The 15,613-nt window shown below is 59.7% G+C and carries 17 protein-coding genes; 4 read left to right on the top strand and 13 right to left on the bottom strand.

Features of this window, described 5'->3' with window-relative positions; translation table 11 throughout:
* Positions 1-103: 103 nt before the first annotated feature.
* Both mmuP and mmuM read left to right on the top strand, forming a co-directional pair.
* Positions 104-1,513 carry an S-methylmethionine permease gene (mmuP, locus tag ACMGF9_RS05965; RefSeq protein ID WP_021505633.1) on the top strand — a complete coding sequence of 470 codons (1,410 nt, stop codon included), beginning with the start codon at positions 104-106 and terminating at the stop codon, positions 1,511-1,513.
* Entirely contained in the window at positions 1,503-2,441 is a 939-nt protein-coding gene (gene mmuM, locus ACMGF9_RS05960) for a homocysteine S-methyltransferase (protein ID WP_414160600.1), read from the top strand. Before mmuP ends, mmuM begins: the two co-directional genes overlap by 11 nt.
* Positions 2,442-2,450: 9 nt before the next feature.
* Here the strand turns inward: mmuM and ACMGF9_RS05955 are convergent, their stop codons facing one another.
* The 7 genes from ACMGF9_RS05955 to ACMGF9_RS05925 all read right to left on the bottom strand — a co-directional run bounded on the left by ACMGF9_RS05955 (position 2,451) and on the right by ACMGF9_RS05925 (position 6,865).
* Positions 2,451-2,807 (bottom strand): type II toxin-antitoxin system death-on-curing family toxin, encoded by a 357-nt coding sequence (locus tag ACMGF9_RS05955; protein ID WP_019453865.1) that lies wholly within the window; start codon positions 2,805-2,807, stop codon positions 2,451-2,453.
* Entirely contained in the window at positions 2,804-3,013 is a 210-nt protein-coding gene (locus ACMGF9_RS05950) for a type II toxin-antitoxin system Phd/YefM family antitoxin (RefSeq protein WP_004936539.1), read from the bottom strand. The genes ACMGF9_RS05955 and ACMGF9_RS05950 overlap by 4 nt, the downstream gene beginning before the upstream one ends.
* Positions 3,014-3,122: 109 nt before the next feature.
* Complete coding sequence (maeB, locus tag ACMGF9_RS05945; protein WP_004936542.1) at positions 3,123-5,402, bottom strand: NADP-dependent oxaloacetate-decarboxylating malate dehydrogenase; 2,280 nt, start codon at positions 5,400-5,402, stop codon at positions 3,123-3,125.
* 214 nt (positions 5,403-5,616) lie between these two features.
* The gene (locus tag ACMGF9_RS05940; protein ID WP_414160598.1) at positions 5,617-5,790 is read right to left on the bottom strand and encodes a hypothetical protein; all 174 of its coding nucleotides are present in this window, start codon (positions 5,788-5,790) and stop codon (positions 5,617-5,619) included.
* A complete protein-coding gene (locus ACMGF9_RS05935; protein WP_414160597.1) occupies positions 5,771-6,151 on the bottom strand; it encodes a hypothetical protein in 381 nt (126 codons plus the stop codon). The genes ACMGF9_RS05940 and ACMGF9_RS05935 overlap by 20 nt, the downstream gene beginning before the upstream one ends.
* On the bottom strand, positions 6,148-6,549 hold the full coding sequence (locus ACMGF9_RS05930; RefSeq protein ID WP_015378690.1) for a M15 family metallopeptidase: 402 nt from the start codon (positions 6,547-6,549) through the stop codon (positions 6,148-6,150). Before ACMGF9_RS05930 ends, ACMGF9_RS05935 begins: the two co-directional genes overlap by 4 nt.
* Positions 6,539-6,865 carry a phage holin, lambda family gene (locus ACMGF9_RS05925; RefSeq protein ID WP_004936551.1) on the bottom strand — a complete coding sequence of 109 codons (327 nt, stop codon included), beginning with the start codon at positions 6,863-6,865 and terminating at the stop codon, positions 6,539-6,541. Before ACMGF9_RS05925 ends, ACMGF9_RS05930 begins: the two co-directional genes overlap by 11 nt.
* Positions 6,866-7,159: 294 nt before the next feature.
* Here ACMGF9_RS05925 and ACMGF9_RS05920 point away from each other — a divergent pair, with 294 nt between their 5' ends.
* Positions 7,160-8,659, top strand: a complete 1,500-nt coding sequence (locus tag ACMGF9_RS05920) for a glycosyl hydrolase family 18 protein (RefSeq protein WP_044030722.1) — start codon at positions 7,160-7,162, stop codon at positions 8,657-8,659.
* 85 nt (positions 8,660-8,744) lie between these two features.
* On the opposite strand, the gene ACMGF9_RS05915 is transcribed toward ACMGF9_RS05920, so the two are convergent.
* Positions 8,745-9,686 carry a LysR family transcriptional regulator gene (locus ACMGF9_RS05915; protein WP_414160596.1) on the bottom strand — a complete coding sequence of 314 codons (942 nt, stop codon included), beginning with the start codon at positions 9,684-9,686 and terminating at the stop codon, positions 8,745-8,747.
* Positions 9,687-10,090: 404 nt separating this feature from the next.
* Between ACMGF9_RS05915 and ACMGF9_RS05910 the strand changes: the two genes are divergently transcribed.
* Positions 10,091-10,684, top strand: a complete 594-nt coding sequence (locus tag ACMGF9_RS05910; protein WP_004936574.1) for a lytic polysaccharide monooxygenase — start codon at positions 10,091-10,093, stop codon at positions 10,682-10,684.
* Positions 10,685-10,747: 63 nt separating this feature from the next.
* Here the strand turns inward: ACMGF9_RS05910 and ACMGF9_RS05905 are convergent, their stop codons facing one another.
* The 5 genes from ACMGF9_RS05905 to ACMGF9_RS05885 form a co-directional block, all read right to left on the bottom strand.
* Positions 10,748-11,710, bottom strand: a complete 963-nt coding sequence (locus ACMGF9_RS05905; protein ID WP_004936575.1) for a sugar-binding transcriptional regulator — start codon at positions 11,708-11,710, stop codon at positions 10,748-10,750.
* Between the two features lie 95 nt (positions 11,711-11,805).
* The gene (gene dhaL, locus ACMGF9_RS05900; protein WP_118891798.1) at positions 11,806-12,462 is read right to left on the bottom strand and encodes a dihydroxyacetone kinase subunit DhaL; all 657 of its coding nucleotides are present in this window, start codon (positions 12,460-12,462) and stop codon (positions 11,806-11,808) included.
* Between the two features lie 3 nt (positions 12,463-12,465).
* Positions 12,466-13,467: a dihydroxyacetone kinase subunit DhaK gene (locus tag ACMGF9_RS05895; protein WP_004936581.1), complete on the bottom strand. Its 1,002-nt coding sequence runs from the start codon at positions 13,465-13,467 to the stop codon at positions 12,466-12,468.
* Between the two features lie 29 nt (positions 13,468-13,496).
* Entirely contained in the window at positions 13,497-14,267 is a 771-nt protein-coding gene (locus ACMGF9_RS05890) for an SDR family oxidoreductase (protein ID WP_414160594.1), read from the bottom strand.
* A gap of 35 nt (positions 14,268-14,302) precedes the next feature.
* Positions 14,303-15,571, bottom strand: coding sequence for an MFS transporter (locus ACMGF9_RS05885; protein ID WP_414160593.1), 1,269 nt, complete (start codon positions 15,569-15,571; stop codon positions 14,303-14,305).
* Between the last annotated feature and the right edge of the window lie 42 nt (positions 15,572-15,613).

Raw genomic sequence — 15,613 nt, 5'->3', positions numbered from 1 at the left:
TTTTTTTACGCGGCGATCGCCGGTGGCGCATTGCGTTAAAAAGGCATTACGGGTATAACCAATAGCCATTCAGATATTTAGACGTCTATACGGATAGATTATTATGCACGCATCGGCGCCCGCCGCAGGGCAGTTCAAACGCAGCATGAAGGCCCGGCACCTGGTGATGTTGTCGCTGGGCGGCGTGATCGGCACCGGGCTGTTTTTCAACACCGGCTACATCATCTCCACCACCGGCGCGCTCGGCACCCTGCTGGCTTACCTGATCGGCGCGCTGGTGGTGTATCTGGTGATGCTGTGCCTGGGTGAGCTGTCTGTGGCGATGCCGGAAACCGGCGCCTTTCACGTCTACGCTTCGCGCTATCTGGGGCCGGCCACCGGCTATGCCGTCGCCTGGCTGTATTGGCTCACCTGGACGGTGGCGCTGGGCTCCAGCCTGACCGCCGCCGGATTCTGCATGCAGTACTGGTTCCCGCAGTCGCCGGTGTGGCTGTGGTGCCTGATCTTCTGCGCGGCCATTTTCCTGCTCAACGTCGTGACCACCCGTTTTTTTGCCGAAAGCGAATTCTGGTTTTCGCTGATCAAAGTGGTGACCATTCTGGCGTTCATCATTCTGGGCGGCGCCGCCATGTTCGGCCTGCTGCCGATGAAAGACGGCACGCCGGCGCCGTTCCTGCATAACCTGACCGCTTCCGGCTGGCTGCCGCACGGCACGCTGCCGATCCTGATGACCATGGTGGCGGTGAACTTTGCCTTCTCCGGCACGGAACTGATCGGCATCGCCGCCGGTGAAACCGAGAACCCGGAGAAAGTCGTGCCGCTGGCGATCCGCACCACGGTGATCCGCCTGATGCTGTTCTTTATCGGCACGGTCTTCGTGCTGGCAGCGTTGATCCCGATGGATCAGGCGGGGATCGTCAAAAGCCCGTTCGTGCTGGTGTTTGAACGCATCGGCGTGCCTTACGCCGCCGATATCTTCAACTTCGTGATCCTGACCGCCATCCTCTCGGCGGCCAACTCCGGCCTGTACGCCTCGGGGCGCATGCTGTGGTCGCTGGCCCACCAGCGCACCCTGCCGGCCTACTTTGCGCGCGTCAATGCGCGCGGCATTCCGATCAACGCCCTGACCTTCAGCATGCTCGGCGGCGTGCTGGCGCTGCTGACCAGCGTGATCGCACCGGACACGGTGTTCGTCGCCCTGTCGGCGATCTCCGGCTTTGCGGTGGTGGCGGTGTGGCTGAGCATCTGCGCCGCCCACTATGCTTTCCGCCGCGCCTATCTGCGCAGCGGCCAGCCGATAAACGGCCTGAAATACCGCGCCCCCGGCTATCCATTGACGCCGATCCTCGGCTTTGCGCTGTGCCTGCTGGCCTGCATCGGGCTGGCGTTCGATCCGGAGCAGCGCATTGCGCTCTACTGCGGGCTGCCGTTCGTCGCCCTGTGCTATCTCACCTATTTCCTGACCCGGCGCGCCGGGCAAAAAAACGCTTTGGGAGAACAACATGTCGGTTAATAACCCCGTCGCCCGCCTGCTGGCCGAACAGCCGACGCTGATCCTGGACGGTGCGCTGGCCACCGAGCTGGAAGCGCGCGGCTGCGATCTGACCGATCCGCTGTGGTCGGCCAAGGTGCTGATTGAAAATCCCGAGCTTATCTATCAGGTGCATCTCGATTATTTCAACGCCGGCGCCCAGTGCGCCATCACCGCCAGCTATCAGGCCACGCCGCAGGGCTTCTTGCGCCGCGGCCTGGATCAGGAGCAATCGCTGGCGCTGATCGCCAAAAGCGTACAGCTGGCGCAGCGGGCGCGGGGCGATTATCTGGCCGCACACCCGCAGGCGGCGCCGCTGCTGATCGCCGGTTCGGTAGGCCCGTACGGCGCCTATCTGGCCGACGGCTCGGAATACCGCGGCGACTATCGGCTGGCGCAGGATGACTTCATTGCCTTCCACCGCCCGCGCCTCGCCGCGCTGGCCGCCGCCGGCGTCGATCTGCTAGCCTGCGAAACGCTGCCGTCGTTCGCTGAACTGCAGGCGCTGCTGACGCTGCTGCAGGAGTTCCCGACGCTCGGCGCCTGGTTCGCCTTCACCCTGCGCGACAGCCAACACCTCAGTGACGGCACGCCGCTGACGGAGGTCATGTCTGCACTGCGCGGCAACCCGCAGGTGCTGGCGATCGGCATCAACTGCATCGCGCTGGACAAGGTCGCCCCGGCGCTGCGCCAGCTGAGCGCGCTGGCCGACAAACCGCTGCTGGTCTACCCGAACTCCGGCGAGCATTACGATGCGGTGAGTAAAACCTGGCACGCCTGCGGCGGCGAACACGGCAGCCTGGCCGATCAGGCGACAGAGTGGCGCGCGCTCGGCGCGCAATTGATCGGCGGCTGTTGCCGCACCACCCCGCAGGATATCCGCGCCATCGCCGCGCGCTGCAAGGCATGAGAAAGGGGGTTATTCGGTTAACCGGCGCAGTTGCTCCGCGGCTTGTTCGACGTTGAGGCGGCCTTGAGCAGCCTCGACCGTGAGTTCAACCAGCTGCGCATCTTCACGCAGTGCAATGCCATTGATACCGAGAAATAACGCCATGCTTTGGAAGGCCGTGCGCTTATTGCCATCAAGAAAAATATGACCGTGGCTGATAGCAATGAGATAAAGTGCGGCCAAACGGTAAACGTCGGTGACGTTCTCATAGTGGTAAGCATTGAGCACGCGGTTGGCTACAGCCTCAACTTTGCTGCCATCCTGGCGGCCGTGAGGCACAATTTCAGCATTGAATTCCGCAATATCCTCTGCGGTCAAAAAGATCATCTATTGGCCAGCGCCTTAATCGTATCCGCGTGTTTAGCCTGAATGCGCGCTTTCACCTTGGCTTTGACCAAAACCTCATAGTCGGCCTTACTGATGATGTAAACCTCATCGTGTCCGCGGCGCGTCACTTCCACCGGCTGTTTTTGCGCTTCCAAAAGCACCTCGGCCAAATTGTTTCTCGCTGCCGTGTAGCTGATCGTAGTCATTTTCTTTACCTGTACATGTACATGTTTGACGATTATTTGTACCACGTCCGCTGGAAATAAAAAAGCCCCCGGCGCCAACGGCGCAGGGGGCCAGTCACTCATCCCGGCCTTACAGCGGTTCGGTCTGGGCTTCCACCACCGCCAGCGCCACCATGTTGACGATGCGGCGCACCGAGGCGATCGGCGTCAGGATGTGCACCGGCTTGGCGACCCCCATCAGCACCGGCCCGACGGTCACCCCTTCCGAGCAGGAGACGCGCAGCAGGTTGTAACTGATCCGCGCCGCTTCCATGTTCGGCATGATCAGCAGGTTGGCCGAGCCTTTCAGCGGGCTGTCCGGCATCAGATCGTGACGGATGCTTTCCACCAGCGCGGCGTCGCCGTGCATTTCGCCGTCGATCTCCAGCTCCGGCGCCAGCTCGTTCACCAGCTCCAGCGTTTTGCGCATCTTGCGCGCCGCCGGGCAGTCAGACGAGCCGAAGCTGGAGTGAGACAGCAGCGCCACCTTCGGCTCAATGCCGAAGCGGCGCACGGTTTCCGCCGCCATCAGGGTGATCTCCGCCAGCTGTTCCGGCGTCGGATCGTCGTTGACGTAGGTGTCGGCGATAAAGGTGTTGCCGCTCGGCAGCAGCAGCGCGTTCATCGCGCCGGCGACGTGCGCGCCTTCACGGAAACCGAACACGTTCTTCACCACGTCGTAATGCTCGTGGTAGCTGCCGATGGTGCCGCAGATCATCGCATCCGCTTCGCCGCGGTGCAGCATGATGGCGGCGATCAGCGTCGGGTTGCCGATCACCGCGCGGCGCGCCTGCTCTTGCGAGACGCCGCGGCGTTTCATGATCTGGTAGTACTCGCCCCAGTATTCGTTGAAGCGCGGATCCGACTCGTTGTTCACCACTTCGAAATCTTTGCCCGGCGTCAGCTGCAGGCCCAGCTTTTTCAGGCGCATCTCGATCACGCTCGGCCGGCCGACCAGGATCGGGAAAGCCAGCCCTTGCGACACCAGCTCCTGCGTGGCGTGCAGCACGCGCTCTTCCTCGCCTTCCGCCAGCACCACCCGCTTCATCTCTTTGCGCGCCTGCGAGAAGATCGGTTTCATGAACAGGTTGGTTTTGTAGACGAACTCCGCCAGCTTCTCCACGTAGGCGTCGAAGTCTTCGATCGGGCGCGTCGCCACGCCGGAATCCATCGCCGCCTTGGCCACCGCCGGCGCGATCTTGACGATCAGACGCGGATCGAACGGTTTCGGAATGATGTATTCCGGCCCGAAGGAGAGATCCTGATCGTCATACGCGGAAGCCACCACGTCGCTCTGCTCCGCCAGCGCCAGATCGGCGATGGCGTGCACGCAGGCCAGCTTCATCTCTTCGTTGATGGTGGTGGCGCCCACGTCGAGCGCGCCGCGGAAAATGAACGGGAAGCACAGGACGTTGTTCACCTGGTTCGGGTAGTCGGAACGGCCGGTACAGATGATGGCGTCCGGGCGCACCGCTTTGGCCAGCGGCGGCAGAATTTCCGGTTCCGGGTTGGCCAGCGCCATGATCAGCGGATCGCGCGCCATGGTTTTCACCATATCCTGCGTCAGGACGCCCGGGCCGGAGCAGCCGAGGAAGATGTCGGCGTTCGGGATGGCGTCGCCCAGCGTGCGCTGGCCGTTATCCTCGATGGCGTAGGCGGCTTTGGTCTGTTCCATATTGGCGTCGCGGCCTTTATAGATGACGCCTTTGGAGTCGCAGACGGTGATGTTCTGCTGACGCAGCCCCAGCGCCACCAGCAGGTTCAGGCAGGCGATGGACGCCGCGCCGGCGCCGGACACCACCAGCCGCACATCGGAGATGTTCTTCTTCACCACGCGCAGGCCGTTGAGCACCGCGGCGGTGGTAATGATCGCCGTGCCGTGCTGGTCGTCGTGGAACACCGGGATCTTCATGCGCTCACGCAGTTTCTGCTCGATGTAGAAACACTCCGGCGCCTTGATATCTTCCAGGTTGATGCCGCCGAAGGTCGGTTCCAGCGCGGCGATAATGTCGATTAACTTGTCAGGGTTATGCTCATCCACTTCGATATCAAATACATCGATACCGGAAAACTTCTTGAACAAAACGCCCTTGCCTTCCATCACCGGCTTACCGGCCAACGCGCCGATATTGCCCAGACCCAGTACCGCCGTGCCGTTGGAAATCACCGCCACCAGATTGCCGCGCGCGGTGTATTTGTAGGCCGCCAGCGGATCTTCGGCGATCTCGAGGCAAGGCGCGGCGACACCCGGCGAATAGGCCAGCGCCAGATCGCGCTGAGTCGCCAACGGTTTGGTAGGGGAAACCTGGATCTTCCCTGGGACAGGAAACTGATGGAAATCAAGGGCACTCTGTTTGAGCTGTTCGTCCATTATGGATTCCTTTGTTTTTTGCTTTTATGTTGAGGTAAGGCTTTGAGGCTGCGCCCTGCCGTGGGCCATGGCGCCCAATTACAATGACAGGGCACAGACTTGAAGTATAGTGAGAGAAACATCACAAACTTTGAAGCGCGCCATAACCTTGGTCGAAAGAGCGTTTTAAAAGTAAAAAAAGAAGGCCTGCGGGACGAGCAGAGAAACGCCGCCGTCAGCGCGGCGGCAGCCTGGCGCGCCAGGCGTTGAGCGTCTCCACCTGGCCGGCGCAAATGTGTAACGAGGTTTGTAACGCCAGGGCATAGCTCACCGCATCGCCCCAGGTCTCCCCCTGCAGCAGCGGCTGCTCACAGGGCGCGAACACCGACTCAGGGGGCAACAGCGGCACGGCCTGCGGCGCCGGCGGCCGGGCGCAGGAGCTCAAACACAGCGCCAGGCAGAGGCTGAGCGGCGCAGGGATCGTTTTTAATCGCTTCACGGTATTTCCTCTGATAAGCCTCGTGTTGCTGGCGCAGCTGCTGTTCCTGCCGCTGCTGCGCCACCATCAGCGCACGATTTTGCGCGTCCTGTGTCTGCAAGGTGGCGATCAGCCCCGCCTGCTGCGCCAGGCTTTTTTGCAGTTCCGCCGCCTGTTGCCGCGCGGACGCCAACTGGTGCGACAACAGCGCGCTGTAGCCGCCGAGGCAGATAGCCGCCAGCAACAGCAGCAGCAACCCGCCCTGCATCAGTTTCTGCAGCCAGCCGCTCATGCCGGATAGTCCCGAAACGGCAGCTGGAAGTGCGGGCCATCCTTGAGGGTTTTCCATTCACCGCCCCATTCGACGTTGATGCCGCATTCACGCGCCGCGCGCCGCACCGCCACTGCAATCTGCGCGTAGTAATCCCACTCCCAGGAGACCACGCCCGCCGGCATCGCCACCACGTCCACCGCGTGCCCGGTCAGGTGGCGGCTGCGCAGCGTTTGGCTGCTGCCGGCGCGCACCATTTCCCGCTGGCGCGCCATGCTGCGCAGCCCCTCGCTGACGGAAAACGGCACCAGCGAATAACGCAGCGCCAGGCGAATAACGCGCACCAGATCCGGGTGCACGCCGCGCAGGTTTTCTTCGCTGCGGGCGGTAAAGCGAATCTCTTCGATGTCATTTAACATTTTTAAACCCCGTCTTTTTGCCGATGAATTTTTTAATTAAGGCGTTGATGTAATCCGCCCCCATAAAACCAATCAGTACGCTGGCCAAATTCGCCCACTTTAATTCCAGGCCCATCAACGCCAGCGCATCGCGCACCGTCCAGGCCAATAACGCGCACATCGCCGCATTCAATAAGCGTCGCCGAATACCCACGTTGCGGTAGGCGCCATGTAATAGCGCCATCACGCCGGCCAAAATGGCGTTCAATACCGGCTGAAGATATTCACATACTCGCTGGACTATTAAGCCAACAGCGTCAGGCTCTATGCTGGACATAGCTCATCTCCTTTTTTATTTTTAATTAAATGCCAATCACGGCCGGTGGGACATCGGATAATCAGAATCTAGTTAAGGATGCTATTACAAAGCAAATGAATAAATACAGGCCCTATGGTCGAATTCATTCACGCTGAACGTTGGCACAACACATAAACGCCAAGACAGGCGGCAGTGAATAAAAAATTCATTCTTATGGTGATTTATTTCGACTTTTGTTTTTACGAAAAATAAACATTAATGGCGGTGGGAAATACTTCCCCATCATAAAAACATCCACTCTGGAGAAATACTATGTCCACACGCAAAGCCGTTATTGGGTATTATTTTATTCCAACCAACCAAATCAATAATTACACCGAGACCGATACGTCCGTCGTGCCATTCCCGGTTTCCAACATTACGCCGGCCAAAGCCAAACAGCTGACGCACATTAACTTCTCTTTCCTGGATATCAACAGCAACCTGGAATGCGCCTGGGATCCGGCCACCAACGACGCCAAGGCGCGCGATGTGGTCAACCGTTTGACCGCGCTCAAAGCGCATAACCCCAGCCTGCGCATCATGTTCTCCATCGGCGGCTGGTACTACTCCAACGATCTGGGCGTATCGCACGCCAACTACGTCAACGCGGTGAAAACCCCGGCGTCGCGCGCCAAGTTCGCCCAATCCTGCGTGCGCATCATGAAGGATTACGGTTTCGACGGTGTGGACATCGACTGGGAGTATCCGCAGGCGGCGGAAGTGGACGGCTTCATCGCCGCGCTGCAGGAGATCCGCACCTTGCTGAATCAGCAAACCGTCGCCGACGGCCGCCAGGCGCTGCCGTATCAGTTGACCATCGCCGGCGCCGGCGGCGCCTTCTTCCTGTCGCGCTATTACAGCAAGCTGGCGCAGATCGTCGCGCCGCTCGATTACATCAACCTGATGACCTACGATCTGGCCGGCCCCTGGGAGAAGGTAACCAACCACCAGGCGGCGCTGTTCGGCGACGCGGCCGGGCCGACCTTCTACAATGCGCTGCGCGAAGCCAATCTGGGCTGGAGCTGGGAAGAGCTGACCCGCGCCTTCCCCAGCCCGTTCAGCCTGACGGTCGACGCCGCGGTGCAGCAGCACCTGATGATGGAAGGCGTGCCGAGCGCCAAAATCGTCATGGGCGTGCCCTTCTATGGCCGCGCCTTCAAGGGCGTCAGCGGCGGCAACGGTGGGCAATACAGCAGCCACAGCACGCCGGGCGAAGATCCGTATCCGAGCACCGACTACTGGCTGGTGGGCTGCGAAGAGTGCGTGCGCGACAAGGATCCGCGCATCGCCTCCTATCGCCAGTTGGAGCAGATGCTGCAGGGCAACTACGGCTATCAGCGCTTGTGGAACGACAAGACCAAAACCCCTTATCTGTATCATGCGCAGAACGGGCTGTTCGTCACCTATGACGATGCCGAGAGTTTCAAATACAAAGCGAAGTACATCAAGCAGCAGCAGCTGGGCGGCGTGATGTTCTGGCATCTGGGGCAAGACAACCGCAACGGCGATCTGCTGGCCTCGCTGGATCGCTATTTCAACGCCGCAGACTACGACGACAGCCAGCTGGATATGGGCACCGGGCTGCGCTACACCGGCGTCGGCCCCGGCAACCTGCCTATCATGACCGCGCCGGCCTATGTGCCGGGCACCACTTACGCGCAGGGCGCGCTGGTGTCCTACCAGGGCTACGTCTGGCAGACCAAGTGGGGTTACATCACCTCTGCGCCGGGTTCAGACAGCGCCTGGCTGAAGGTGGGCCGCGTAGCGTAAACCATAAAAAAACCCCGTAGCCGAATGCTGCGGGGTTTTCATTGAGTTAACCGTTTGATTTTCGCGTCCCTTCGTCTCTATTCCTTCAGTTGTGGCACCATGGATAGCTGCCATCCCGCACCACTTCGCGGCCCATCAGGCTGTAGACATCGCTTTTACGCGTCAGCCGCTCATGCCACCAGTTAAACCCGGCGCCCTTGCTGGCCGGATGCCACGCCAGCCAAATCATTTCGTCGCCCTTTTGCATCTCCACCGGCACCGTCACCAGTTCGCCGCTGGCCAGTTCTTTTTCGATCAGCGCAGGCGGCAGAAAAGCGTGGCCGATGCCGCGCTTGAGCAGCGCCAGGTTGCTTTCCACATCGCACACCACCAGTTGACGCTGCAAGGGCAGCGTACCGTGATTGCGCTTGGGCAGCTCATGGCTGCTGTCGGCGATCACCACCACGATGTCGTTCAACCGCTGTTTCTTGCACACCGGCTTTCTCTGCGCCGCGAATGGGTGGGAAGGCGATACGCACAGCACGAAATTGAGCTTGCCGAGCATCAGGGTTTTGGCCTGCACGCTGTCGGGAATTTGGCCGATGGCGATGATCAGATCCGCCCGGTTGTTTTTCAGCGCATCCCAGGTGCCGTTCAACGCTTCCCGCTGCACCGAGATATTGGCGTTCGGGCAATGCTGAATATAGTCGCGGATATCCTGCGTCAGCGTTTCCAGCGGGAAGAAGGTGTCTACCGCCAGGCGGATATTATTGTCCAGCTTGGGGATGTTGCGCACCCGGCTTTCCAGATCCTGCACCGCATTTAAAATCCAACTGCCTTCCTGCAGGAGAAATTCCCCTTCATCCGTCAGGGTAATCATGGGGCCATTGCGATGAAAAAGTTTCACGCAAAGTTTGCTTTCAATATTGGAAACCCGATAAGAGATCGCCGAAGGCGTTTTATGCAGCGCCTCCGCGGCCATAGAGAAAGATCCGGTGCTCTTGATGGTGCTGATTATTTTAATCGCGTCCAGGGATAATCTAGTCATACAAATTCCTCTTTAAAATAAAATAAGAAAAATGACACTAAATTCCCAAGGTGGTGGCGCACAAAAATCGATCAAATCGAACAAGGGTACTCATAGCAACAAGCAATATACTTCATAAATGAGAGCGCTATCTTAAATACTATTCATCACTACTTGATATAAATTTCATCATAGCGCCGTGCTTTTACACTGTGACAGTTAAATAAATTCGGCCTAACGATCAAAGATTGTCATCATAATATTTTTCGTTAATAGCCGGTAAAACATTCCGATCTACGGCCAAACCAGAATGGTAAAAATAAAACAAGCCGACAGAAATGGTTATTTCCAATTGCGTTATTAGTCTCTCATTTTGTCGGTGAAATACGCTCAACTTACAACATAATTTCAGTCAGGAGTGACTTATGAACAAAACTTCCCGTACCCTGCTCTCTCTGGGCCTGCTGAGCGCGGCCATGTTCGGCGTTTCGCAACAGGCGAATGCCCACGGTTATGTCGAATCGCCGGCCAGCCGCGCCTATCAGTGCAAACTGCAGCTCAACACGCAGTGCGGCAGCGTGCAGTACGAACCGCAGAGCGTCGAGGGCCTGAAAGGCTTCCCGCAGGCCGGCCCGGCTGACGGCCATATCGCCAGCGCCGACAAGTCCACCTTCTTCGAACTGGATCAGCAAACGCCGACGCGCTGGAACAAGCTCAACCTGAAAACCGGTCCGAACTCCTTTACCTGGAAGCTGACCGCGCGTCACAGCACCACCAGCTGGCGCTATTTCATCACCAAGCCGAACTGGGACGCTTCGCAGCCGCTGACCCGCGCTTCCTTTGACCTGACGCCGTTCTGCCAGTTCAACGACGGCGGCGCCATCCCTGCCGCACAGGTCACCCACCAGTGCAACATACCGGCAGATCGCAGCGGTTCGCACGTGATCCTTGCCGTGTGGGACATAGCCGACACCGCTAACGCCTTCTATCAGGCGATCGACGTCAACCTGAGCAAATAATCGGTCAAATGAGGAGATCGTTGAGGGTTCAGCCTGGCGCTGAACCCTTTTTTGCAGGTGCCGCTATTGCGACATGTTGAGGATAGTGCGCACATTGAGCGCGCTGGTGGCGATAATGTCGATGGCGCCGGTGCGCAAAGCGCCCAAAATCGCCAGCGCCTTGGTATTCTCGGAAGCAATGGCGATCACGCAAGGGATTTTGCGCAGCTCATCAATGCTCAGCCCGATCACTCTGTCATTCATCACCGTGTCGACATGCTGCCCCTGAGCATTGAAAAAGTCATAGCCGGCGATGTCGCCGATCACGCCCTGATTGAGGCTGGCGTCGATAATCTCGTGCGGCGTAAACCACCCCAATTTCACCATATAACTGTTTTCATTCATGTCGCCAATGCCGACTAACGCCACATCGGCCTTACGCGCACGATCCAGCGTTTCCTTGATCGTGCCGTTCTGCATGAAGGCGTCTTTCAGCGCGCGATTTTCGACGTAGGCCGGCGCATAGAGCGTCTCGCTGCTGCCGCCGAACTTCTTCGCCAGACGCCGGCTGATATGGTCGGCGTTGATCGCGTCGCCCGGACGGTGGGTGCCGCCGATGCCGCAGATGAACTTGCAGTTGCGTTCCGTCACGCTGCCGACATGATCGGCGATCGCCGCCACGTTGCGTCCCTGGCCGACCGCCAACACCATATCGTCTTTCAGCGACATCGCCAGATAATTGGACACCAGCGCCGCCACCTGCCGACGCTGTTCCTCTTCGTCCTGATGGTCGAGCGCGATCAACGCGCGGCTGATGGGAAAACGTTCCATCATCTGCTGTTCCAGCCGGGTGCTGAATACCGGGTGATAACGCACGTTGATCTCGACGATGCCTTCTTCCTTGGCGCGCTTGAGCAAACGACCGACTTTGATCCGTGAGATGCCGAACTTTTTGGCGATCTCTTCCTGCGTGATCTCATCCTGATAATAAGCAACGGCGATTTCGGTCAGCAGTTCGTTATCCTGGGACACAGTTTGTTTTTCCATCCGTTAGACGTTTCCCCACGGCAGGCCGGTTGATGATGGCGGAGGGACGATACACGCCCCTCCGACAAGGCTGAATGCCCGCTAGTATAACGCGTTCAGGCGGCAACGGTATTCAGTCGTTGCTCCACCTCGTCCGCCAATCGGGTCAAGAGCAGGCAGCAAGATACCGCGCCGGCGTCCAGTACGCCGCGCGAACGCTCGCCCAGACGGCTGGCGCGGCCGATTTTCGCCACCAGCTCGCGGGTGGAGTCCCGCCCGCGCTCTGCGGCGATTTTCATTTGTTCCAGCGCAGCGGTGAAGTCGTCACCGCGTCCCACCGCCTGCTCAAATGCCGCCACCGCCGGTATCAGCGTATCCATCAGACACTTGTCGCCCACGCCCGCGCTGCTGATGTCCTGCAGTTCGCGCAACCCGCCGTGCAACATCGCCAAAAATGCCTGCTTGTCCAGCACGCTGCGCTCACGGACGCTCTCCGCCATGCCCATGAACAGGCTGCCGTACAGCGGCCCCATCGAACCGCCGATGCCCTCCATCAGCGCATCCGATACCGCATCGAACGCCTGCGCCAGCGTGAGCTCGCGGCCGCGAATGGCATCGCCGCACATCGCGAATCCCTTCGACATGTTAATGCCGTGGTCACCGTCGCCGATGGCGCCGTCGATTTCGCTCAGGTATTCGCGGTTGCTGACAATGGTTTCTATCAGCCCCGTAACGATCTCACTGCCGTACCGGGTTGAAATTTGTTCCGTCATGATTCACTCCACCTGGGTTAAGCCTAAAGATTGCGCCGGCATGTCCAGCAGCGTTTTCAGTTCGTCATCCAGCGTCATCAGCGTCAGCGTCACGCCCATCATTTCCAGCGACGTGAAGTAATTGCCGACGTAGCGCCGATGCACCCGCACGCCTTTCGCCGTCAACCGACGCTCTATTTCGGCATAATAGATATACAGCTCCATCACCGGCGTGGCGCCAAGCCCGGAGATCAGCAACGCCACCTCCTGCCCCTGTTCCAGCGGCATGTCGTTGAGCACGAAATCGAGCATGGTGCCGGCCATCGCCGACGCCGACTGGATCGGCGATACCTCAATGCCCGGTTCGCCGTGATGGCCGATGCCGATCTCCATCTTGCCGTCTTCGATATGAAAATTGGGTTTGCCGACCGCGGGAATGGTGCAGGAACTGAGGCCGACGCCGATCGAACGACACCGGTCGATGGCCTTTTGCGCCGCGCCGATCACGCCGTCCAGATCGTATCCCTTGGCCGCCGCCGCCGCGCCGACCTTCCACATCAGAATTTCGCCGGCCACGCCGCGCCGTTTATCGATCTCACTGGCCGGCGCCGAGGCGACGTCATCGTTGGCCACCACGGTTTTCACCCGTATGCCGGCCGCCGTGGCCTTCTTGATCGCCATCTTGACGTTCATGTTGTCGCCGGCGTAGTTGCCGTACAGGCAAGCGACGCCCGCACCGCTGTCCGCCGCCTTGAAAGCGTCGAGAAAAGCCCCCGCCGTAGGCGATGAAAAAATCTCGCCAATCGCGACGGCATCCAACATGTTTTTGCCGACATACCCCAGGAACGCCGGCTCGTGGCCGGAACCGCCGCCGGTGACGATGCCCACTTTGCCGGCGATCGGCGCAGGCGGATATTTCAACACCCGCGCATTGTCGGTGGCGGCATAATAGTTCGGGTGGGCCAGCCTGTAGCCCTGAATGGCGTCTTCCACTACGTGATCGGGATCGTTAATGATTCTGTTCATCGCGGCCTCTCTGTCGCCTGAATAAGAAATTATTGAATGGTGTAACCGCCGTCGACCACCAGGTTGGCGCCGGTGATCATCGCCGCCGCGTCGCCGGCCAAAAACAGGGCGCTGGCGGCGATATCTTGCGGCTCGGCGAAACGCCGCAGCGGGATTTTCTGCTTCATTTGTTCCGCCACCTCGCCTGACCAGGCCTTACGGCCCAGCTCCGTCAAAACCACGGTGGGCGAAATGGCGTTGACCCGCACGCTGTGCGGCCCCCACTCCAGCGCCAACACCTGGGTCAGACCGATTACGCCCGCCTTGCTGGCGCAATAGGCCAGGTGATTAGGCAAAGCCACTACGCCGGCCTGCGAGGCGAGATTGATGATGCTGCCGCCGCGCTGGCGAATGAAACGGCGCCCCACCGCCTGGCAGGTAAGAAACACGCCTTTCAGATTGACCGCCAGGGTTGCATCCCACGCCGTTTCCGGCAGTTCCTCAGCGGGATGCAGTGCAACGATGCCGGCGCTGTTGACCAGCACGTCCAGCCGTCCGAAATGCGCCTCAATCTGCGCCACCGCCCGCTCCACCGATGCGGCATCGGTGACGTCGGCCACGACGCCCACCGCCGACTCGGCGTCCAGCTGTCGCGCCACTTCCGCAACCTGCGGCGCCCGATCGAGCAGCGCCACGCGCGCGCCGTTTTGCAGATAGCGTTCGGCAATAGCGAGACCGATCCCCGCAGCGCCGCCGGTAATCAGCGCCACCTTGCCCTGCAGCGAGAGCTCGCGCGGCGCCGTAGTTTGATGATTAATCATAAATTTCCCCTTAAAACTGTGAACTTCACCCTCGGTCAGGATATTTTCGCAAAACTCGCGCCGCGTTCTTCCTGCGCCGTCGCGCTTTCCTTCGGCAGCGTGACAAATTTCATCAGCACGCCGCTGAACAGGTACAAACCGGTAAAGATCCAGATCACGCCAACGGTGCCGAGGCTGCCGATAAACAGCCCCACCACCGCCGGGCCGACAAAGGTGCTCAGGCCGGCACCCAGATTGAGAATCGACATCGCCGCGCCCTTATTGTCCGGCGCCAGCGACGGCATGATGGCCGACAGCGGCACGAACGCCGCCAGGCAGGCGCCAAACAACCCGGCGGCGCACACGGTCAGCAGGTAGTTGGCGCCGAAGAATTGCGGCACGTAGTAGAACATCAGCGTGGTCAAGGCACAGCCGACGCAGCCAAACCACATCACCACATTGCGCCAGCCGAGCCCGTCGCTGATCACGCCGAAAATCAGGTTGAAAATGATGTTGACCGTCCACAGCGCGGCGTACATCTGCAACCAATGCGTGCGGGTGAACCCCATATCCATCATGTACATGGGCATGAATACGACGAAGCCGTAAGCCGCAGAGGTATTAATGGTGCGCACGATGCCGCCCAGGCCAATCTTCGGGTTTTCAAACGCGATGGTGATGCCCTTCAAGACATAACCCAGCGACGCCTTTTCACGGTTGCCGCTCTGTGCCGCGCCGTCGTCGCGATTGAGCATCAGCGCAATCACCGCGCCCAGCACGACGAAAATCAGCGCGCTCCACAGCGTGTGGATCTCGCCGAGATAAGGCAGCATGATGCTGGAATACAGCACGCCCAGCACGCTGAGCCCGCCGCTGTAGACGAACCAGAAAATCCCCACCGCCGACCCCAGCCTTTCCGGCGGCGCCTCATACGCCACCCACACCAGAAAACCGTAGGCGAACAACGGATAACCCAAGCCGCGCAGCGCATAGGTCGGCACCATGATCGCCAGGTTGTTGCTCGGCAGGCCGAACGTCAAAAAACACACCGAACCGAACAGAAACAGCAGCAGGCCGGCCAACATCACCCGCCGGGCGGTAAAGATTTCCGCCAACACGCCGGAAAACCAGGCGGCGATGGCGGCCGCAAAGCCATAAACGCTGAACAGCAGCGCCGATTCCTGAATGCTCAGCCCTTTGCCAATCAAATACGGCGACAGCCAGCCCTGTTCCAGCCCTTCGCCCATCATGAATACCAACACGCCGGCATAGCCCAGCAGCAGTTTCGGTGACAGACCAATGCGATGAATCAGTCCATGCAACATAGAACACCCCAGCACATGTGATTATGGAGGCGCAGGCTCGCC

It is taken from the genome of Serratia sp. BNK-23 (genome assembly GCF_047456145.1).
GTDB classification, from domain to species: domain Bacteria; phylum Pseudomonadota; class Gammaproteobacteria; order Enterobacterales; family Enterobacteriaceae; genus Serratia; species Serratia nematodiphila.
Note: the sequence above shows the minus strand (reverse complement) of the source record. Positions and strands in the feature narration are given on the sequence as shown.